Genomic DNA, 22,109 nt, shown 5'->3' with positions numbered 1-22,109 from the left:
GGCCCTCAAGGCTTGTCAGTCAGGTTTTTGCCGAGCATCCGCACCAGGATGATCGCCGCGATATTGGCAATGACCACGGCAATCAAGCCGCCGGCCGAGGCCATGCCCACATCGAACTGCACCAGCGCCTGGTTGTAGATCAGGTAGGCGAGGTTGGTCGAGGCGTAGCCAGGGCCGCCGTTGGTGGTGGTGAAGATTTCGGCGAACACCGAGAGCAGGAAGATGGTTTCGATCATCACCACCACGGCGATGGGCCGGGCCAGGTGCGGCAGGGTCAGGTGCCAGAAGATCGCAATCGGGCCGGCACCGTCCAGGCGTGCCGCTTCTTTCTGTTCCTGGTCCAGGGACTGCATGGCAGTCATCAGGATCAGGATGGCGAAGGGCAGCCATTGCCAGGACACGATGATGATGATCGACAGCAGCGGGTAGTGCGCCAGCCAGTCCACCGGCTGCGCGCCAAACAGCTTCCACAGCGCCGCCAGCACGCCGGACACCGGGTGGAAAATCAGGTTCTTCCAAATCAGCGCACCGACGGTGGGCATGATGAAAAACGGCGAGATCAGCAGCACCCGTACCAGCCCGCGGCCGAAAAACTCACTGGCCTCCAGTAAGGCACTGATCAACACCCCCAGCACCACGCTGATCAGCAGTACGCTGCCCACCAGCAACAAGGTATTGGTGGCGCCGGGCAGAAAGCCCGAGTCGGTGATGAAGTAAGTGAAGTTCTCCAGGCCCACGAATTGGTTTTCGCCGGGGTAGAGCAGGTTGTAGCGGATCAGCGAAAAGTACAGGGTCATGCCCAGCGGCACGATCATCCACAGCAGCAACAGGGCCACCGAGGGGCTGACCAGGAACCAGCCGGGGTTGCGCAGGCGGCTTTTAGACGTATTCATGACAATCAGAACCCATTGGAGGCAAACAGAATCGGCCTTGGAATGCGGTCAATGTAGGCGCTGGCTTGCCAGCTCCCACATTGACGGTGGTGAGCCTGGGCTATTTGGGGTAGCCGGCGCGCTTCATTTCCCGCACGGTGGTGGTTTGCGCCGCCGCCAGGGCCTGGTCCACGCTCTGCTGGCCGGTCAGGGCGCCGGAGAAGAACTTGCCCACCTGGGTACCAATGGCCTGGAACTCGGGAATGGTCACCAACTGGATACCGATGTAGGGCACGGGCTTGACGGTCGGTTTGGTCGGGTCCGCGACTTTCAACGACTCCAGCGTCACCTTGGCAAAGGGGGCGGCCTGCATGTATTGCTCGCTGTAGGTTGAGGCGCGGGTGCCTGGCGGCACATTGGCGATGCCATCGGTCTTGGCCGCCAGCGCGCCGTACTCCTTGGACGTCGCCCAGGCACTGAAGACCTTGGCGGCGTCCTTGGCCTTGGAGCTGGCCGGGATCGCCAGGGACCAGGAATACAGCCACGAGGTGCCTTTGTCGGTGACCTGCTGCGGGGCAAAGGTGAAGCCCACGTGGTCGGCGACTTTGCTCTGGGTCTTGTCGGTGACAAACGAGCCGGCGACGCTGGCATCCACCCAGATCGCGCATTTGCCGCTGTTGAACAGCGCCAGGTTTTCATTGAAGCCGTTACTCGAGGCGCCGGGTGGGCCGGACTTCTTCATGTTGTCGACATAGAAGTTCAGCGCGTCCTTCCACTCAGGACCATTGAATTCGGGTTGCCACTTCTCATCGAACCAACGCGCGCCATAGCCATTGGCCAGGGTGGTGATCAGGGCCATGTTCTCACCCCAGCCGGCCTTGCCGCGCAGGCACAGGCCGTATTGCTCCTTGCTCTTGTCGGTGAGCTTTTGCGCAAACTCGCCAATCTGCACCCAGGTCGGATGCGCTGGCATGTTCAGCCCGGCAGCCTTGAACAGGTCAGTGCGGTAGTAGGTGATGGAGCTTTCGGCATAGAACGGCAGGGCGTACAGCGAGCCCTTGACCGAAAGGCCGTCGCGCACCGAAGGGAACACGTCGTCCAGGTCGTAGGAGGCCGGCAGATCCTTCATCGGCTCCAGCCAGCCCTTGGCGCCCCAGAGTGCGGCTTCGTACATGCCGATGGTCAGCACATCGAACTGCCCGCCCTGGGTCGCAATGTCAGTCGTCAGGCGTTGGCGCAGCACATTCTCTTCGAGCACCACCCAGTTCAACGTGATGTCCGGATGCTCGGCCTCGAAGGTTTTCGAGAGCTTTTGCATGCGGATCATGTCGCTGTTGTTGACGGTGGCAATGGTCAGGGTTTGCGCGCCAAGGCTGACGGCGCTGAGGGTCATGCAGGTACAGGCAAGCAGAGCTTTTGCTGAGAAATTCATCGCGCACTCCATTTCTGCGCCCAGGGGCTGCAGAAGGACAGTTTTTGTTGTTGTGTCTTCCCAGGCGGCAGGAAGAGTGTGCGTCGATTACAGCCTTCTGCAGGCGCGGTGACAAATCCTTGGGAGCACTTGAAGTGATACTTTTTTGCACTGGGCTGCAAAGCGTTCAATATCTAGCAGGGGAGCGGCGACCTGTTATTTCTGACAGTAGACGGGAAAGAACAGGAGAGGGTTAATAGTTTGGTAAACCTAACCAGGAGATGTTTATGAACTGCTCTCGCGTCAATCCCCAAGGCCACACCCTCTATAAAATCGCATTGGGCTTACTTATGGCGGTTTTTATCGGGGGCTGTAAAACACCACCTCCGGAACCACGCGAACCTCCTTGTACTCAGGCGGGGTATTTTAAAAGTACTGACAGAGTCGGGGGGTTCTACCGATGTGTGTATGACAAAGAGATCCAGCGTTGGATTCAGTATCCTTTTACATGTCCCGTCGGGCTGGAGTTTGACGAGCGTGTGACCGCATGTGTGAGGCCCTGATATTTTCGGAAAGCACTGTCTGTTGGGTGAGCCAACGCATAAAAACCAGGGGATAAGTGCATTGCACCTATCCCCTGGTTTGCGGTAGCTCAACCCGGAAAGTGTCGCTGTTGGATCCAGACGTCATCTATATCGTAGACCCCGCCAGTTGTCGGATTCATAACCGCGATTGAGGCTTGAAAATTACCGCCTTTCCAATAACCCATGTACTCATCGACATAGTTCCATGTATTAAGGTTTGTTACGGTAATGTTGCGCGTCAAATTAGCCAGATGAATATACATGCTGGTTGGCCCACCAATGCTTGCAAACTTGTTGACCCTGTATTTGAACCTGACTCGATAATACCCGTAGTCGACCGGGGTATATATTTTGTAGATTCTGACACCATCCCCTGTCATGGGTCCGTGCCGCAGGTAATAGTTGCCGTCCGCCTCGCGCTGGATGCTTTTCTGTTCGGGGTACTGGCTGATCCAGCCATTCATGAACCCACCGGTAAAGGGCGTTTTGTCTGAGATCAGCAGGCTCAATATGGAATACGTAACCACGGGAAACTCAAGTGCTTGCCACTCATCAGTACTGTGATTGAGGGCCACTTTGAACTGCATTGTCAGTCGAGTGCCGTTCCCCAGGTCTCTCAGGTAGGTATTGAGTACCGTCAGCAATTGATACCCTTGATTCAACCACCCATCACTCACCCGTGCACCCTGGGTACCATCCAGCAGGGTCAAGTTGTGTGCCGTGCCGTCGGGTTTGTTACCGATCAGGCGCAGCCATACGGGCTGGTTCCTGGCAATGAACGGCCAAGTCCCCAACCTTGCTGTTGCATCACCGATCAACTCGTCCACATTGAGTACGCCGTTAGCTGCTTCATCAATACGGATCACGGTTTTGTTCAGTTCGGCCGCAGGAATAGCCTTCAGCGTAACGGTCAACACTGCAGACGAACGGAGTTCGCCATTGCGCCAGACCGTATATTTCAAGGTGAAGGTGGTGTCATGGTTGCCAATATTGGCTGCAATCAGCGCCGCCGGCAGGTCGAAGGTGACCGTTCCATCCGTTTCTCCGTCTTTTGGTCCGATCAGCCCTGAGCCTGCTCCCGGCGCGCCGACCACCTCCAGGGTGAGTCTGTCGGAGGTATACATCGGGCTATACGTCGCGTTTACCTTGGCCCCGTACTGTGCGACGAGTGGCAACAGGGTCACCGAGCTGCCAGAGCCGGTAGCCCCCATCAATTCGGGTAGCGGAAACTGCGCCGGGACGGCCTGGACGGTATACCTGCGTTCCGGGAACCACAGGGCATTGGACTTGTTGTTGGTTTGGTCGAACGTCGCGCCAAAACGCATGAGAAATTGCGAGCCATCCTTGAGCTGGCGCAGCTCAAGTACCGGTGCCGGTGACTGGATACCGTTCTGTTCGCCGGTATAGGTCACCAGATCGCCGTCGAACAGCACAGCGTAGAACGGTGTGTCATTGGCATACGTGCCACTGAGTTCAAACCACATCCGTTGATAGCGACTGATAAAGCTCCAGCGTTCGACCATGGCGCGTTCGGTACCGATCAACCGGCTGATGTCCAGCACGCTGGTGGTATGGCCTTCGAGGTAGGGCAGGGGCAGCACAGGCGCCAGCAGGTACAGGCTCAGCACCGGCGAAGGTTTTTGATGGACACCTAACAAGACGAAGTACTGCACCTCGATGTAGCGCCCGTAGCCATTGAGGTTGGCCCCAATCACCTCTGGGGGCACCTCAAAGTGCACGGTCTTGGAGGTATTGCCATCCTTCGTTTCACAATGGGTCCCAATCTCCGGGATACCGGTCCAACACGCGAGCACCCGATGGCTGGACAGCATCTGCGGGTAGGTGACGGCAATGGTCGCCCCGTGCAGCGCGGCCTCGGGCACCAGTTGGTCGGGATAGCGCTGGGCTTGCAACACTTCCGGCCGCAGCAGGTCCAGGGCTTCACCGACGGTGACGGTCAACACTTCCGAGTAGCGCGTGGCACCGCCACTGGCAGGCACCAGCGAATAGCTGAAGCGAATTTCGCCATTCCTGCTGGCAACGATCAGCGCCTCATCCAGGTTGAACAACACGGGTTTGCCCGCCGTTGCGGAGTTGAGGGAAATCTCGTCACTGGCCGAACCGTTGCTGGTAGCCCCCAGCAAGGTCCACTTGAACACATCGCCTGGGATCGTTCGTGTGTACGGCAGGGTCGCCTGGACCAGGCCGCCTTTTATGCGCGCCGGGTCCAGATTGTTGAACTCGTCCACATATTGCATCTGCGGCGCTGGGAGATCGGCATAGCGCAGGCCAAAGGTCACTTCCAGTACCTCGGACTTGCGTATGGCCTGGATGGCGGGGTTCATGACCTGTGTCGTGCCGTTATCGACGAGGTAGAACACCCGGACGGGGCCAAGCCCGACGAAACGTTCGAATTTTTCCTGGAGGACAATCCGATACCGCTCTGGCGGCGGCTCGGCGCCTGCCAATAAGGTCTCTTCATAAAACACCAGGCCGCCTCCTGACCGCACCGCCTCCATACGCAGTGTCACGTTGTAGTTGCGGTCGTAAGGGGTGTAGCGCGGAAAGATGACTTTGATATAGGGATGTTCAGGGTCAATGTTGCCGCCTTCGTTCTGCTCGATGGTCATCGCCGGCATCGTGCTTTTCGTACCATGAACCGTAATGTTCCGGCGCTGGGAGCGGGCGAGGAACACGCCACCGGCTGTTGTCAGGGTGTATTCGAACTGCATGTGCCCATTGAGCACTGCTTCGAGGTCTTTCAGGTCTATCGGGACGGTGGACGACAGCTCGATTCGCGCTGGAAACGGCGCCAGGGTCCTCTCAAAGGACGCGCCCGCAGCATCGGCCCCGCTCAACGTCACGACAATCAAGGCCCCGGCCGGTGTCAGCGTGCCATCAGGCAGCCTTCTGGGCACCACCATTTCCAAGAAGAAGCCTGAACTATGGATATCGAGATTGACGTCAATGACGGAGTACCCGCCTACCACGAAGTGCGCTGCCGGGAGCAGTTTACGATCCAGATTGCTCACCACCGTGACGGCCTGCGACCACTGCTGCAGCTCACCGGAATAGTTGAACACCTTGTCATACAGCCGGAAGCGAATAATGACCTCGCCACTGCCGCCCAAATAGATAGTTGACTCAGGGATCACCACGGTAATGGGCTTGATGCCGGCGACATGCTCGTCATCAATCCGCAGCTTCGTCGGATGGCCGTTCCAATGCACTTCGGCAGTGTCACCTACCGTGATATTGGGGTAGGGGTCGATTGTCAGTTCCACGTTCTCCTTGGCGCGTTCGGGGTCAAGATCATTGCCCACCAGGTCGGGCGGCAGGTGTATCACCAGCTCGGTGTGATAGGACAATGCAGGATCTTTACTGACCCCGCCCGGGCGAGTGGTCTTGACATACCAGGTCTCACGAGGGGAAGTACTGGGGATGTCAGTACCTCTGCGAGTGACCTCGACAAAACAGGGATAGATAAAGTTTTCCGGAATAAGCTCCGGAAAGATGACCAACTGCAAAAGATGTTTGTCCAGATCCTCATCCCTGACCTGATCCGAGGCGATGGCAAAGTGATCGCTGCCCATATAGAACTTGTAGGAGTCACCTACCTCGAGTTTGGTCCAGCGCTGTAAATGCAAGGTCATCCAAGGCCGGGTTGAGCTGATGCCGAGCCCACGCGCAGCTCCTGGCAGCGGGATCACCTGGTCGCTGACAAAGGGTGGGGCCAACTCGTCTGCATCAGTCGGTTGCCCAGGTTCGGGGTTATGCGGCAGGCGAGGCAAAGCGGGCGGAGTAGGTGGCGCGGGCTTCTTCATCGAGGGTGCTCCTTGTGCAGGAAAACTGGACAAAGACATCACACACCCAAGGTGGTCGTGCAGGTAACTGTCAAAATTGACAGTGGCGACGGGCGGTTGTGAGTGAAGCGTTCTCAGCCGCTCAGGCCAGGTTCTGCTCGGTCAGGCGCTGTACCGCCAGGCGTCGGTAATGCGACGGCGTCATGCCTTTGAGCTGCTGGAAGCGCCGGTTGAAATTGGAGATGTTGTTGAAGCCCGACTCGAAGCACACATCGGTCACGGCCTTATCGCCATCGGCCAGCAGTTCGCAGGACTTGCTGATCCGCAGGCGATTGACGAACTCGATGAAGGTGCGGCCGGTGGCTTGCTTGAACACCCGGGAAAAGTAGGTGGGTTTCATCCCCAGGTAGTGTGCGACTTCTTCCAGGGACAATTCCCGCGCGTAATGGGCAAAAATGTAGTCCACCGCACGGTTGGTCCTGTCGATGCTGTGCTCATCGGCCAACTGCGCGGTGGCTCCTCCCGACAGCACTTGGTAGTCCTCGCAGGCACAGAGCGCCTCCAGCAGCACAAAAAAATGCCCCAGCCGCGCCATCCCATGGGTGTCTTCGATGCGCTGCATCAAGGTCAACGCCTGGGCGATGGTCTTTTGGCAGCGGAACTCAATGCCGTATTGTGCCCGCTCCAACAGCGGCGAGAGGCTCTTGAGTTCAGTGAAGACCTGGCTGCCGCCTTCCAGCAACTCATCGGTGAAATTCACCAACATGTCGCGCTTGGGCACCACTTCGTCTTCCTCCACCTGGCTGATCCAGTTGTGGGGCAAGTTGGGGCCGGTAAGGAACAGGCTTTGCGGGTGGAAGTTGCCGATATAGTCGCCGATAAACACCTTGCCGGAGCTGGCGACAATCAGGTGCAACTCGTACTCCTTGTGGAAGTGCCAGCGCACCAGCGGGCAGGGGAAGCCGTGCTGGCGATAGATGATGGACAGGCCGTTGTGATCGTCCATCAACTCGTAGGAAGGGTCGGTGATGCGCGTTGCTCGGCTCATGCTGGCGTCGCTTTTATTGTGGTTGCGCAGCCGATAATGCCCCGTTGCGCGCCACCTCGCCAGCGTCGGTGTTTAAAGAGCGCGGTTTTTTGCCTCGATCCACTGCGCCATGTACTGGGTACTTTTATGCAGGTGGTGGCGCAACATGCTGCCGGTAAAGTTGTTGCGCCGGTGCTGCGCCAGTTCGCCCAGGCAATGTTGCAGGCGTTCAACCAGTGCGGGCCCGTGGACCTGCGGGGCAAAGCGACGGGCCAGCAGCGCACGGCCATTGGCCTGGGCCTCGGTCCAGGCTTGCCGATCTTCGTATAGCGCCACGGCGGCGGCGGCCAGGGCCGTGGCGCTCTGGGCGACCGTCCCGGGCCAGGGCTGCCCGTCGGTCATGCCTTCGGCGCCGATGGGGGTGGTAATGCTCGGGGTGCCGCAGAGCATGCCATCGGCCAGCTTGCCCTTGATCCCGGCACCGAAGCGCAACGGGCCCAGGCAGATGCGCGCAGCCGACATCACTTGCAGGGCGTCCTCGGCCCAGTTCATCACATGAAAACCCTGGGCCGGATTGTGCAGCGCGGTGGCCTTGGGGGGGGTGTAGGCACCATAGATGTGCAACTGGGCGCCGGGGAGCTGCTGGCGAATCAACGGCCAGAGGCTGTTTTTCATCCAGAGCACCGCATCCCAGTTGGGGGCGTGGCGGAAGTTACCGATGCTCAGGAAATGCGCGCGGTCCTCATAGGGGATAAACCCCTCGCTGGGGGCGTCGATCATCAACGGGCACCAGTGGAGCAGGGCGGCGGGCACCTTGAACTGTTCGGTGAGCAGTTGGATCTCCACATCGGAAATCATCAGGCTGATATCACAGCGGTAGATCGCCGCGATCTCGCGCTTGGCCAGGTCGGTATCGGCCATCCTCTGGAACTCTTCGTCCAGGGCCGGGGCGAACACGGGGCTGAAGTCATCCGCGTGTGGCTGCTGCTTCAGGTAGTCTTTCAGGCGCTGCTGGCGGGCATCGCGCAGGCTTTGCAAGTCCGAGGTTTCCAGGACGCGCAGGGCATCCGGGCAATGCTTCTCCACCCGCCAGCCGAACTGCTCCTCCATCATAAAGCGATCGAACAACACGATATCCGGGGCCAGTTCACGGATAAAGTCGTCGAAACTGCAGTTATTGAGCTCGATGGCGCATTCGCGGATACCCAGTGCCGCCAGGTCAGCCTTGTGTTCACCGATAGCGGCCGGGCTGCTGAAGGTGATGGCCCAGCCTTGCGCCAGAAAACTTTCCAGGATCTGCATCATATGCCCGCCGGCGGCCGAGGAGCGGGGCTCCGGCCAGACGTAACCGATAACCAGGACGTGGGTGGCAGGCTGACTTTTCAACGGTGAATTCCTTCAAGGGCAGGCAAACGCGGCGCAATTAAACCACAGCAGCCCGGCGCGGGCGCAGTCATGACATTTTGTGTTCGGCCATAGGTGTCATTCGCACTTTGTGGTTAACTTCCGCCTCTCGAATTCGTTTCATCTAACCCAGCATAAGGATTCCGTTCATGGCTCAAGTCACCCTCAAAGGCAACCCGGTCCAGGTTGAAGGCCAGTTGCCGCAAATCGGTAGCCAGGCCCTCGACTTTTCCCTGACCGCAGGCGATCTGTCGGACGTCACCCTGGCGACTTTCGCCGGCAAGCGCAAAGTACTGAACATCTTCCCAAGCGTTGACACCCCGACCTGCGCCACGTCGGTACGCAAGTTCAATGCCCAGGCCAACGAGCTGAACAACACCGTTGTACTGTGCATCTCCACCGACCTGCCATTTGCCCAGGCGCGTTTCTGCGGCGCCGAAGGCCTGGAAAACGTGAAGAGCCTGTCGGACTTCCGCAGCGCCGATTTTGCCGTTGACTACGGTGTATCCATTGCCGACGGCGCCCTCAAGGGCCTGACCGCCCGCGCGGTGGTGGTACTGGACGAAAACGACAAGGTGCTGCACAGCGAGCTGGTTGGCGAAATCGCCGAAGAGCCAAACTACGAAGCGGCCCTGGCTGTACTGAAGTAATTGCGGCAGCGCGTTACTGTCGCTTTGCAGTAACACGTATGATGCATGCTTGCGGCCTGGCCTAGTCCAGGCCGTTTTTATTTGTGCTTCAGCGGTTTAGGCCAAATAGCTGATGTTGCCCCACGAAAAGTAAATGTTTGTAAGCCTGAAGGTAAATAGCCGGTAAAGGCGCTTTTCTAAACGCGCCCCAGTGCTTATCTTTCAGCCTCCCACAGTAGAAGCCCTCGCCTCCAATGGTTGATCAATCCATGCAATCGTCCCCCCGTAGTTCCCGCCGCTGGCTGTTTGGCTTGCTCGTCCTGTTGGTTGTTGCCTTCCTGTGCTGGAAATTCTGGCCGACCGGCACCGCCCAGAAGGAGGCCCCGGCAGCCAGGACCAGCAAGACCGGGATGATGCGTCCCGGCTTCGGCGGCTCGGGTGCGGCGGTGCCGGTACGTGTCGCACCCGCGGTCGCAGGGGATTTCCCGGTGTACTACAAGGCACTGGGGACGGTGACGGCCTTGAACACCATCAATGTGCGCAGCCGGGTCGGGGGGGAGCTGGTCAAGATCGCCTTTGAAGAGGGGCAGATGGTCAAGGCCGGCGACCTGCTGGCGGAAATCGACCCGCGCAGTTATCAGAATGCCTTGCTCCAGGCCCAGGGCACACTGATGCAAAACCAGGCGCAATTGAAAAACGCTCAGGTTGACCTTGAGCGTTATCGCGGCCTCTACGAACAGGACAGCATCGCCAAGCAGACCCTGGACACCGCTGCCGCGCTGGTCCTGCAATACCAGGGCACGGTCAAGACCAACCAGGGGGCGGTGGATGACGCCAAGCTCAACCTTGAGTTCACCAAGATCCGTGCGCCGATTTCCGGGCGCGTTGGCTTGCGCCAGTTGGACGTCGGTAACCTGGTGGCGGCTAATGACACCACCGCCCTGGCGATCATCACCCAGACCCAGCCGATCAGCGTGGCGTTCACCTTGCCGGAAAACACCCTGCAAACCGTACTGGCCCGCTATCGCGGTGGCAACAAGCTGCCGGTGCAGGCCTGGGACCGTGGCGACCTGCAACTGCAAGCCACCGGCGTGCTGCAAAGCCTGGACAACCAGATCGACGTCACCACCGGCACCCTGAAATTCAAGGCGCGCTTCGATAACCACGACCAGGTGCTGTTCCCCAACCAGTTCGTCAACGTGCGGCTGCTGGCCGACACCCTGAAAAACGTGGTGCTGGTACCTTCGGCCGCGATTCAGTTCGGCACCAATGGCACCTTTGTCTACGCCCTGGACGGTGACAAGAAGGTCAAGATTCGCACCCTGGTGATTGGTGAGACCGATGGCCAGAACACCGTGGTCAAGGAAGGCCTGGCCGCCGGCGATCGCGTAGTGCTGGAAGGCACCGATCGCCTGAAAGATGGCACCGATGTGGAAGTGGTCAACGACAGCAACCAGGTGCCCACCGGCCCGACCGAACACTTGCAGGGCAAACCCGCGGCACAAGGCGAAGGCAGCCCGACGGCTGAAGCCGGCAAGGCGCAAAAGGCCGGCGCATGAACCTGTCACGGCTGTTTATCCTCAGGCCCGTCGCCACCACCCTGAGCATGCTGGCCATTGTCCTGGCCGGCCTGATCGCCTATCGCTTGATGCCGGTGTCGGCCTTGCCCCAGGTTGATTACCCGACCATCCGCGTCATGACCCTGTACCCCGGCGCCAGCCCGGACGTGATGACCAGCGCGGTCACCGCGCCCCTGGAACGCCAGTTCGGGCAAATGCCGGGCCTGACGCAGATGGCCTCCACCAGTTCCGGCGGGGCCTCGGTCCTGACCCTGCGCTTCAACCTCGACGTCAATATGGACGTGGCCGAGCAACAGGTGCAGGCGGCGATCAACGCGGCCAGCAACCTGTTGCCCTCGGACCTGCCGGCGCCGCCGGTGTACAACAAGGTCAACCCGGCCGATACCCCGGTACTGACCCTGGCCGTCACCTCCAAGACCATGCTGTTGCCCAAGCTCAATGACCTGGTCGATACGCGCATGGCGCAAAAGATCGCGCAGATCAGCGGCGTGGGCATGGTCAGCATCGCCGGCGGCCAGCGCCAGGCCGTGCGGATCAAGGTCAACCCCGAGGCCCTGGCGGCCAATGGCTTGAACCTGGCCGACGTACGCAGCCTGATCGCCGCCTCCAACGTCAACCAGCCCAAGGGCAACTTCGACGGCCCGACACGGGTGTCGATGCTCGATGCCAACGACCAGTTGGTATCGCCCGAGCAGTACGCCGAACTGATCCTGGCCTACAGCAACGGTGCACCGCTGCGCCTCAAAGACGTCGCGCAAATCGTCGATGGCGCAGAAAACGAACGCCTAGCCGCCTGGGCCAATGAAAACCAGGCCGTATTGCTCAATATCCAGCGCCAGCCGGGCGCCAACGTGATCGAGGTGGTGGACCGGATCAAGGCGCTGCTGCCGAGCATCACCGACAACCTGCCAGCCGGTCTCGACGTGACGGTACTCACCGACCGCACCCAGACCATCCGCGCCTCGGTCACCGATGTGCAGCATGAACTGCTGATCGCCATTGCGTTGGTGGTAATGGTGACGTTCCTGTTCCTGCGCCGTTTCAGCGCCACCATCATCCCGTCGATTGCCGTGCCGTTGTCGCTGATCGGCACCTTTGGCGTGATGTACCTGGCTGGCTTCTCCATCAATAACCTGACGCTGATGGCCCTGACCATCGCCACTGGGTTTGTGGTGGACGATGCCATCGTGATGCTGGAGAACATTTCCCGCTATATCGAGGAAGGCGAGACGCCGATGGCGGCCGCGCTCAAGGGCGCCAAGCAGATCGGCTTCACCCTGGTTTCCCTGACCCTGTCGCTGATCGCGGTCTTGATCCCGCTGCTGTTCATGGCCGATGTGGTCGGGCGGCTGTTCCGCGAATTTGCCATCACCCTGGCGGTGGCGATCCTGATTTCCCTGGTGGTGTCCCTGACCCTGACGCCGATGATGTGCGCACGCCTGCTCAAACGCGAACCCAAGGAAGCAGAACAAGGGCGTTTCTACAAGGCCAGTGGCGCGTGGATCGACTGGCTGGTTGCCGCCTACGGGCGCAAGCTGCAATGGGTGCTCAAGCATCAGCCGCTGACCCTGTTGGTGGCCATTGCCACCCTGGGCCTGACGGTGGTGTTGTACCTGGTGGTGCCCAAGGGCTTCTTCCCGGTGCAGGACACCGGGGTGATCCAGGGCATTTCCGAGGCACCCCAGTCGATATCCTTTGCGGCCATGAGCCAGCGCCAGCAGGAGCTGGCGAAGATCATCCTCGAAGATCCCGCAGTGGAAAGTCTTTCTTCCTACATTGGCGTCGATGGCGATAACGCCACCCTCAATAGCGGCCGCCTGCTGATCAACCTCAAGCCCCATAAAGAGCGGGACTTGAGCGCCGTCGAGGTGATTGCACGCCTGCAACCGACACTGGACAAACTGGTGGGGATCCGTCTGTTTATGCAGCCGGTGCAGGACCTGACCATCGAAGACCGTGTCAGCCGCACCCAGTACCAATTCAGCATGTCCTCCCCGGATGCCGACCTGCTGGCCCTGTGGAGCGGCAAGCTGGTACAGGCCCTGAGCCAGTACCCGGAACTCACCGATGTGGCCAGCGACCTGCAGGACAAAGGCTTGCAGGTGTACATGGTGATCGACCGCGACGCGGCCTCGCGCCTGGGCGTGTCGGTAGCCAATATCACCGACGCCCTGTACGACGCCTTCGGCCAGCGGCAGATTTCCACGATCTACACCCAGGCCAGCCAGTACCGCGTGGTGCTGCAGGCCCAGTCCGGCGAAAGCCTGGGGCCGGACGCGCTGAACCAGATCCATGTGAAAACCACCGATGGCGGCCAGGTGCGCCTGTCCAGCCTGGCCCGCATCGAGCAGCGCCAGGCGCAGTTGGCGATTACCCATATCGGCCAGTTCCCCGCAGTAATGATGTCATTCAACCTGGCCCCCGGCGTGGCCCTGGGCAAGGGTGTGGAGCTGATCAACCAGGTGCAGAAGGACATTGGCATGCCGGTCGGCGTGCAGACCCAGTTCCAGGGCGCCGCCCAGGCGTTCGAAGCCTCGCTGTCGAGTACGTTGCTGCTGATCCTGGCGGCAGTGGTGACCATGTATATCGTGCTGGGCGTGCTGTACGAGAGCTATATCCACCCGATCACCATCCTCTCGACCTTGCCATCGGCAGCGGTGGGGGCCTTGCTGGCGTTGCTGCTCACGGGCAATGACCTGGGGATGATCGCGATCATCGGCATCATCCTGCTGATCGGCATCGTGAAGAAGAACGCGATCATGATGATTGACTTCGCCCTCGACGCCGAACGCAACCAGGGCCTGGACCCGCAGACCGCAATCTACCAGGCGGCGTTGTTGCGTTTCAGGCCGATCCTGATGACCACCCTGGCGGCGCTGTTCGGTGCGGTGCCCTTGATGCTGGCCACCGGCTCCGGCGCAGAGTTGCGCCAACCCCTGGGCCTGGTGATGGTCGGTGGCTTGCTGTTGAGCCAGATCCTCACGCTGTTTACCACGCCGGTGATCTATCTGTACTTCGACCGCCTTGGCCGTCGCTGGCGCAAGTCCGAAGCGCTGGAGCCGGTTGAGCCATGAACCTGTCCGGACCTTTTATCCGCCGGCCGGTAGCCACCATGCTGCTGAGCCTGGCGATCATGTTGCTGGGTGGCGTCAGTTTCAGCCTGCTGCCAGTGTCGCCGTTGCCGCAGATCGACTTCCCGGTGATTGTGGTCTCTGCCAGCCTGCCTGGCGCGAGCCCGGAAGTGATGGCGTCTACCGTGGCCACGCCGCTGGAACGGTCCTTTGGCGCGATTGCCGGGGTCACCACCCTCAGCAGTTCGTCCAGCCAGGGCTCGACCCGGGTGATTCTGGCGTTTGACTCCGACCGTGATATCAACGGCGCGGCGCGGGAAGTGCAGGCGGCAATCAACGCCTCGCGCAACCTGTTGCCCAGCGGCATGCGCAGCATGCCCACCTACAGGAAGATCAACCCGTCCCAGGCGCCGATCATGGTGCTGTCGCTGACCTCGGACGTGTTGCCCAAGGGCCAGCTCTACGACCTGGCGTCCACCATCCTCTCGCAAAGCCTGTCCCAGGTACCGGGTGTGGGCGAGGTGCAGATCGGCGGCAGCTCCCTGCCGGCGGTGCGCATCGAGCTGGAGCCCAAGGCCCTCGACCAGTACGGCGTGTCCCTGGATGAGGTGCGCGACACCATTGCCAATGCCAACGTGCGCCGGCCCAAGGGCTCGGTGGAAGATGGCGAGCGCAACTGGCAGATCCAGGCCAATGACCAGCTGGAAAAGGCCAAGGATTATGAGCCGCTGCTGATCCGCTACCAGGACGGTGCCGCCTTGCGCCTGAGCGATGTGGCGAAGATCAGCGATGGCGTCGAAGACCGCTACAACAGCGGTTTTTTCAACAATGATGCAGCGGTGTTGCTGGTGATCAACCGCCAGTCCGGCGCCAACATCATCGAGACCGTCAAGCAGATCAAGGCCCAGTTGCCGGCGTTGCAGGCGGTGTTGCCGTCCAGCGTCAAGCTCAACCTGGCCATGGACCGTTCGCCGGTGATCACCGCCACCCTGCATGAGGCAGAAATGACCCTGCTGATTGCCGTGGCCCTGGTGATCCTGGTGGTGTACCTGTTCCTCGGCAACTTCCGCGCCTCGCTGATCCCGACCCTGGCGGTGCCGGTGTCGCTGGTGGGCACCTTTGCGATCATGTACCTCTATGGATTTTCCCTGAACAACCTGTCGCTGATGGCCCTGATCCTCGCCACCGGCCTGGTGGTGGACGATGCCATCGTGGTGCTGGAGAACATTTCCCGGCATATCGACAACGGTATCGCGCCAATGAAGGCAGCGTACCTGGGGGCCAAGGAGGTCGGTTTTACCCTGCTGTCGATGAACGTGTCGCTGGTGGCGGTGTTCCTGTCGATCCTGTTTATGGGCGGGATTGTCACCAGCCTGTTCCGTGAATTTTCCATCACCCTGGCGGCGGCGATCATTGTGTCGCTGGTGGTTTCGCTGACCCTGACCCCGATGCTCTGCGCGCGCTGGCTCAAGCCCCATGTCAAAGGGCAGGAGACCGGTTTGCAGCGCTGGAGCCAGAAGGTCAACGACCATATGGTCGCGGGTTACGCCCGTAGCCTGGACTGGGTGCTGCGGCACAAGCGGCTGACCCTGCTCAGCCTGTTCGTGACCATCGGGGTGAATATCGCGCTGTATGTGGTGGTGCCCAAAACCTTTATGCCGCAACAGGACACCGGGCAATTGATCGGTTTTGTGCGCGGCGATGACGGCCTGTCATTCAGCGTCATGCAGCCGAAGATGGAGATCTTCCGCAAAGCCGTGTTGCAAGACCCGGCAGTGGAAAGCGTGGCGGGTTTTATCGGTGGCAGCAACGGCACCAACAACGCGGTGATGCTGGTGCGCCTCAAGCCGATCAAGGAACGCCAGCTGTCGGCCCAGGCGGTGATCGAGCGCTTGCGCAAGAACGTGCCCCTGGTACCCGGTGGCCGCTTGATGCTGATGGCCGACCAGGACCTGCAATTTGGTGGTGGCCGCGACCAGACGTCTTCGCAATATTCCTACATCCTGCAAAGTGGCGACCTGGCGGCCTTGCGCCTGTGGTACCCGAAAGTGGTCGCCGCGCTGCGCGAGTTGCCGGAACTAACCGCCATCGACGCCCGCGAAGGGCGGGGTGCGCAACAGGTGACGCTGATTGTTGATCGCGATCAGGCCAAGCGCCTGGGCGTAGACATGAACATGGTTACCTCGGTGCTGAACAACGCCTACAGCCAGCGGCAGATTTCCACCATTTATGACAGCCTCAACCAGTACCGGGTGGTGATGGAGGTCAATCCGAAATACGCCCAGGACCCGATCACCCTCAATCAGGTGCAGGTGATTACCGCTGACGGCGCGCGAATTCCGCTGTCGACCATTGCCCACTACGAAAACAGCCTGGCCGACGACCGCGTCAGCCACGAAGGGCAGTTTGCCTCCGAAGACATTGCCTTCGACATGGCGCCCGGGGTCACGGTGGAGCAGGGCACGGCCGCCATCGAGCGGGCGATTGCCAAGGTCGGCTTGCCGGAAGACGTGATCGCCAAGATGGCCGGCACCGCCGATGCCTTCGCCGCCACCCAGAAAAGCCAGCCCTTCATGATCCTCGGCGCATTGGTCGCGGTGTACCTGGTGCTGGGGATTCTCTATGAAAGCTACATTCACCCGCTGACCATCCTCTCGACCCTGCCCTCGGCCGGGGTCGGCGCGCTGTTGTCGATCTACGTGCTGGGCGGCGAGTTCAGCCTGATCTCGCTACTGGGTCTGTTCCTGCTGATTGGCGTGGTGAAGAAAAACGCGATCCTGATGATCGACCTGGCCCTGCAGCTGGAGCGCAAGGAAGGCATGCAGCCCCTGGAATCCATACGCAGTGCTTGTTTGCTGCGCTTGCGGCCGATCCTGATGACCACCCTGGCGGCGATCCTCGGGGCCTTGCCGTTGCTGCTGAGCACCGCCGAAGGCGCGGAAATGCGCCAGCCCCTGGGCCTGACCATTATCGGCGGGCTGGTCTTCAGCCAGATCCTGACCCTTTACACCACCCCGGTGGTTTACCTCTATCTCGACCGCCTGCGCCACCGTTTCAACGGCTGGCGCGGGGTGCGTACCGACGCTGCCCTGGACACTCCGCTATGACCGAATCAATTGTTTTCCGGGCCCCTGCACTGACGGTGATGTTTTGCGCCGTGTTCCTCAGCGCCTGCGCCATCGGCCCCGATTACCAGCGCCCGCAAGTTGCCGAGCCGGCGCAGTACAAAGAAGCCCAGGGCTGGCGCCAGGCCGCCCCCAGCGATGCCCTGGCCCGTGGCGCCTGGTGGGAGCTGTATGGCGACCAGCAACTCAACAGCCTGGTGGACAAGCTCAACAACGCCAACCAGACCGTGGCCCAGGCCGAAGCCCGCTACCGCCAGGCCCAGGCCACGGCACGCAGCTCCCGTGGCGCGTTCTTTCCGACCGTCGACCTGAGCGCCGGGAAAACCCGCGCCAGCCAGGGCACGGGTAGCAGTAATGCGAGCTTGAGCAGCTCCAGCAGTGGTATCCGCGACACCCTCAACACCCAGTTGGGGGTGAGCTGGGAAGCCGATATCTGGGGCAAATTACGCCGAGGCCTGGAAGCCAGCGACGCCAGCGCCCAAGCCAGCGCCGCCGACCTGGCGGCCATGCGCCTGAGCCAGCAGTCGGAACTGGTGCAGAACTACCTGCAATTGCGGGTCATGGACGAACAGACGCGCTTGCTGCAAACCACCGTCGAGACCTATCAGCGCTCGCTGCAAATGACCCAGAACCAGTACCGCGCCGGTGTCTCAGGCAAGGACGCTGTCGCCCAGGCCCAGACCCAGCTCAAGAGTACCCAGGCCAGTCTGATCGACCTGGTTTGGCAACGGGCGCAACTGGAAAACGCCATCGCGGTATTGATCGGCGAACCTCCTGCCATGTTCAACCTGGCGGTGAGCAAGGACATACCGGCACTGCCGCAGATTCCTGCCAACCTGCCATCGCAACTGCTGGAACGCCGCCCGGATATTGCCTCGGCGGAGCGCGCAGTGATTGCCGCCAACGCCAATATCGGCGTGGCGAAAACCGCCTACTACCCCGACCTGACCCTGAGTCTGGCCGGGTGGTTACTCCAGCAGCACCTATGCCGACTGGATCAGCCTGCCCAACCGCTTCTGGTCGGTGGGGCCGAAACTGGCGATGACCCTGTTCGACGGCGGGCAGCGCTCGGCAGAAGTTGACCGCGCCGAAGCGTCCTACGACGAAACCGTGGCCAAGTACCGCCAGACCGTACTCGACGGTTTCCGCGAGGTGGAAAACTACATGGTCCAGCTCAAGGTTCTGGAAGACGAGGCGGGCGTGAGCAACGAGGCCCTGGAGTCCGCGCGGGAATCTCTGCGCCTGACCCAGAACCCAGTACAAGGCCGGCCTGATTGCCTACCTGGATGTGGTCAACGTCCAGGCGACGGCGTTGAGCAACGAACGTACCGTGCTGACCTTGCTGCAAACCCGGCTGGTGGCCAGCGTGCAACTGATTGCAGCGCTGGGTGGTGGTTGGGATGGCCAGTTGGAGCCAAACGAAAAACCCTGACCCTGTCGGCGATGGTCGTCAACGATAACGGATGAACAGCTGATAAACCCTCAGGGGTTATTGCTGACGCCATCGCGGGCAAGCCCGCTTCCACCGACTGTAGTTTCGCCCCTCCCCAGGCCATACATTTTCAGTAATGGCCTTGTGACAATATTCCACCTGTACGAGAATTATTCTCGCTACAATCCCCGACTTTCCCCCGGCACGGACGCCGTTCGCATCGTCATCCATGAGACGTCACATGCTTACCGGCAGTTATTCCCCCGCGTTGGTCCTGATCTCCCTGTTTGTGGCCATCCTGGCGTCCTATACCGCTCTGGACCTGACCGGTCGGATTGCCACCGCCAAGGGCCGGGCTGTGTACCTGTGGATGGCCGGCGGCGCCCTGGCCATGGGGATTGGCGTGTGGTCGATGCACTTTATCGGGATGTTGGCGTTTCGCCTGCCGATTGCCCTGGGCTACGACATCGGCATAACGGCGCTGTCGCTGTTGATCACCGTCCTGTCCAGTGGCTTCGCCCTGTGGCTGGTCAACCAACCGCGTCTGCCGGCCTGGCAACTGGGGTTTGGCGCCTTGATCATGGGGGCGGGGATCAGCACCATGCACTACACCGGCATGGCCGCCATGCGCATGATGCCGGGCATCGACTACGACCCCACCTTGTTCACCGCCTCATTGCTGATTGCCGTGGGGGCCTCGGCCGCCGCCTTATGGATTGCCTTCAAACTGCGGCGCAACACCCCCTATGTACGCCTGGCACGGAGCGCTGCGGCGGTGGTGATGGGCGTGGCCATCGTCGGCATGCATTACACCGGCATGGCGGCGGCGCGTTTTGCCGATGGTAGTTTTTGCGGGGCGTCGGTGGATGGCCTGAGCGGCACCGGCCTGGACAATCTAGTGTTGGTGACCACCCTGGCAATCCTGGCCTTCGCGCTATTGACCTCCTTGCTCGATGCGCGCCTGGAAGCACGCACCGCTGTGTTGGCCGACTCCTTGAGCCTGGCCAACCAGGAACTCACCCACCTGGCCCTGCACGACACGCTGACCGGCCTGCCAAACCGTACGCTGCTGGCCGATCGCATTCAGCAGGCCACCCAGTTGGTGGCGGAGCAAGGTGGGTGTTTTGCCCTGATGTTTATCGACCTCGACGGTTTTAAACCGGTCAATGACGCCTTCGGCCATCATCTGGGTGACCAATTGCTGCGCGAGGTGGGCCTGCGCCTGCGCGAAGACCTGCGCGGTCAGGACACCCTGGCGCGGATCGGCGGCGATGAGTTCGTGTTGCTGGTGCAGTTGAGCCAGCCCGACGATGCGCTGCGTCTGGCCGAACGCCAGGTGGGATTGATCAACCAATCGTTCCGCGTAGCCGAGCATGACTTGAGCATCTCTGCCAGTGTCGGCATTGCCCTGTTCCCCGGTAACGGCGCAACGCCCCAGGAACTGTTGATGAATGCCGATGCGGCGATGTATCACGCCAAGAGCATGGGCAAGAACGGCTACAGCTTTTTTGATGTGTCAATGAACACCAATGCGCGCAAGCAACTGCAACTGTTGCAGGATTTGCGCAAGGCGGTTGAACAGCAGCAGTTGCGCCTGTACTACCAGCCCAAGTTCGACGCCCTCAGCGGTCGCGCCATCGGTGCCGAAGCCCTGTTGCGCTGGGAGCACCCACAACACGGCCTGTTGCTGCCGGACAAGTTTATCGAGTTGGCGGAAAAAACCGGGGTGATCATCGCCATCGGCGATTGGGTGCTCAACGAAGCATGCCGGCAAATGCAGGTGTGGTTTGCCCAGGGGTACCGGGACTGGCGTATTGCGGTGAACCTGTCGGCCCTGCAGTTCTGCCATGCCGGGCTGGTCACCAGTGTGGCCAACGCCCTGCAGCGCCACCAGTTGCCGGCCAATAGCCTGACCCTGGAAATCACCGAAACCACGGCTATGAGCGATGCCGATGCGAGCATGCGGGTGTTGCAGGAACTCTCGGAAATGGGCGTGGATTTGTCCATTGACGACTTTGGCACCGGCTACTCCAGTCTGATGTACCTCAAGCGCCTGCCGGCCAATGAGCTGAAAATCGACCGTGGCTTTGTGCGCGACCTGGAGCACGACAGCGACGATGCCGCCATCGTCTCGGCAATTGTCGCCCTGGGCCAGGCCCTGGGCCTGCGCATCGTTGCCGAGGGGGTCGAGACCGACATGCAGCAGGATTTCCTCACGCGCCTGGGCTGTAACTCGCTGCAAGGCTACCTGCTGGGCCACCCACTGCCGGCGGATACCTTTATGAGCGCCATCGTGGCCAGGGAGCGCTTGACCCCACCGTGAGATCAATTGACCCCGGTCCATGCAAAACCTGGCAGGCGCAGGTATTCTTGGATCCAACAGCTCAGGTTGAATGGGGAGTCACTACGCATGGACAAAGTCGTCATCATCACCGGTGGCAGTCGTGGGATCGGCGCCGCCACAGCCTTGCTGGCGGCCCGACAGGGCTATCGCATCTGCATCAATTTCCAGTCCGATGAAGCCGCCGCTCTGCGGGTACTGGAGCAAGTGCGCGCACTCGGTGCCCAGGCCATTGCGGTGCGCGCCGATGTCAGCATCGAAGACGAAGTGATCAGCCTGTTCAACCGCGTCGACACCGAACTGGGGCGCGTCACCGCGCTGGTCAACAATGCCGGGACCGTCGGGCATAAATCACGGGTCGATGAGATGTCCGAATTCCGTATCCTGAAAGTCCTCAAGACCAACGTGCTAGGGCCGATCCTGTGTGCCAAGCATGCGCTGCTGCGCATGTCGCCCAAGCATGGCGGGCAGGGTGGCAGCATCGTCAACGTCTCGTCGGTGGCCTCGCGCATTGGCGCGCCCGGTGAGTATGTGGACTATGCGGCGTCCAAGGGCGCGCTGGACAGCTTCACCGTTGGCCTGTCCAAGGAAGTGGCGGGCGAGGGGATTCGTGTCAATGCCGTGCGCCCCGGCTATATCTACACCGAGTTCCATGCCCTGAGCGGCGACCCGGATCGGGTCAGCAAGCTTGAGTCCGGCATTCCCATGGCCCGCGGCGGGCGCCCGGATGAAGTGGCGGAAGCGATTGTCTGGCTGTTGTCGGACAAGGCGTCCTACGCCACCGGGACGTTTATTGACGTGGGGGGCGGCCGCTAGCAGGCCTGCCGTAA

Annotated in this window: 12 protein-coding genes and 1 pseudogene; 8 read left to right on the top strand and 5 right to left on the bottom strand. The window is 60.8% G+C overall.

Annotation, left to right across the window (positions count from 1 at the left end; translation table 11 throughout):
• Positions 1 to 5 precede the first annotated feature (5 nt).
• Both PSH80_RS13455 and PSH80_RS13450 read right to left on the bottom strand, forming a co-directional pair.
• Positions 6 to 893 carry a carbohydrate ABC transporter permease gene (locus tag PSH80_RS13455; RefSeq protein ID WP_057436634.1) on the bottom strand — a complete coding sequence of 296 codons (888 nt, stop codon included), beginning with the start codon at positions 891 to 893 and terminating at the stop codon, positions 6 to 8.
• Between the two features lie 100 nt (positions 894 to 993).
• The gene (locus tag PSH80_RS13450; protein WP_128593054.1) at positions 994 to 2,304 is read right to left on the bottom strand and encodes a sugar ABC transporter substrate-binding protein; all 1,311 of its coding nucleotides are present in this window, start codon (positions 2,302 to 2,304) and stop codon (positions 994 to 996) included.
• 260 nt (positions 2,305 to 2,564) lie between these two features.
• On the opposite strand from PSH80_RS13450, the gene PSH80_RS27385 reads away from it, so the two are divergent.
• Positions 2,565 to 2,846, top strand: a complete 282-nt coding sequence (locus PSH80_RS27385) for a chitin-binding domain-containing protein (RefSeq protein ID WP_081044227.1) — start codon at positions 2,565 to 2,567, stop codon at positions 2,844 to 2,846.
• Between the two features lie 89 nt (positions 2,847 to 2,935).
• Here the strand turns inward: PSH80_RS27385 and PSH80_RS13445 are convergent, their stop codons facing one another.
• The 3 genes from PSH80_RS13445 to PSH80_RS13435 all read right to left on the bottom strand — a co-directional run bounded on the left by PSH80_RS13445 (position 2,936) and on the right by PSH80_RS13435 (position 9,083).
• Positions 2,936 to 6,691 carry a hypothetical protein gene (locus PSH80_RS13445; RefSeq protein WP_128593055.1) on the bottom strand — a complete coding sequence of 1,252 codons (3,756 nt, stop codon included), beginning with the start codon at positions 6,689 to 6,691 and terminating at the stop codon, positions 2,936 to 2,938.
• A 121-nt stretch (positions 6,692 to 6,812) separates the two neighbouring features.
• A complete protein-coding gene (locus PSH80_RS13440; RefSeq protein ID WP_057436628.1) occupies positions 6,813 to 7,718 on the bottom strand; it encodes an AraC family transcriptional regulator in 906 nt (301 codons plus the stop codon).
• Positions 7,719 to 7,790: 72 nt separating this feature from the next.
• A complete protein-coding gene (locus tag PSH80_RS13435) occupies positions 7,791 to 9,083 on the bottom strand; it encodes a glycosyltransferase (RefSeq protein ID WP_169989687.1) in 1,293 nt (430 codons plus the stop codon).
• Between the two features lie 167 nt (positions 9,084 to 9,250).
• Here PSH80_RS13435 and tpx point away from each other — a divergent pair, with 167 nt between their 5' ends.
• The 7 genes and pseudogenes from tpx to PSH80_RS13400 all read left to right on the top strand — a co-directional run bounded on the left by tpx (position 9,251) and on the right by PSH80_RS13400 (position 22,095).
• Positions 9,251 to 9,751, top strand: a complete 501-nt coding sequence (gene tpx, locus PSH80_RS13430; RefSeq protein ID WP_057436626.1) for a thiol peroxidase — start codon at positions 9,251 to 9,253, stop codon at positions 9,749 to 9,751.
• 233 nt (positions 9,752 to 9,984) lie between these two features.
• Positions 9,985 to 11,289 (top strand): MdtA/MuxA family multidrug efflux RND transporter periplasmic adaptor subunit, encoded by a 1,305-nt coding sequence (locus PSH80_RS13425; protein WP_120733170.1) that lies wholly within the window; start codon positions 9,985 to 9,987, stop codon positions 11,287 to 11,289.
• Positions 11,286 to 14,384, top strand: a complete 3,099-nt coding sequence (locus tag PSH80_RS13420) for an MdtB/MuxB family multidrug efflux RND transporter permease subunit (protein WP_120733168.1) — start codon at positions 11,286 to 11,288, stop codon at positions 14,382 to 14,384. Before PSH80_RS13425 ends, PSH80_RS13420 begins: the two co-directional genes overlap by 4 nt.
• Positions 14,381 to 17,488, top strand: coding sequence for an efflux RND transporter permease subunit (locus PSH80_RS13415; protein WP_057959463.1), 3,108 nt, complete (start codon positions 14,381 to 14,383; stop codon positions 17,486 to 17,488). Before PSH80_RS13420 ends, PSH80_RS13415 begins: the two co-directional genes overlap by 4 nt.
• Positions 17,485 to 18,938: pseudogene (locus PSH80_RS13410) on the top strand (efflux transporter outer membrane subunit). The gene PSH80_RS13415 and the pseudogene PSH80_RS13410 overlap by 4 nt, the downstream one beginning before the upstream one ends.
• A 241-nt stretch (positions 18,939 to 19,179) precedes the next feature.
• Positions 19,180 to 21,261 carry a bifunctional diguanylate cyclase/phosphodiesterase gene (locus PSH80_RS13405; RefSeq protein WP_305417064.1) on the top strand — a complete coding sequence of 694 codons (2,082 nt, stop codon included), beginning with the start codon at positions 19,180 to 19,182 and terminating at the stop codon, positions 21,259 to 21,261.
• Positions 21,262 to 21,348: 87 nt separating this feature from the next.
• Positions 21,349 to 22,095 (top strand): SDR family oxidoreductase, encoded by a 747-nt coding sequence (locus tag PSH80_RS13400; protein WP_169989690.1) that lies wholly within the window; start codon positions 21,349 to 21,351, stop codon positions 22,093 to 22,095.
• The last annotated feature ends 14 nt before the right edge of the window (positions 22,096 to 22,109 follow it).

This window comes from Pseudomonas sp. FP818 (assembly GCF_030687335.1).
In the GTDB taxonomy this organism is placed as follows: Bacteria; Pseudomonadota; Gammaproteobacteria; order Pseudomonadales; family Pseudomonadaceae; genus Aquipseudomonas; species Aquipseudomonas shahriarae.
Note: the sequence above shows the minus strand (reverse complement) of the source record. Positions and strands in the feature narration are given on the sequence as shown.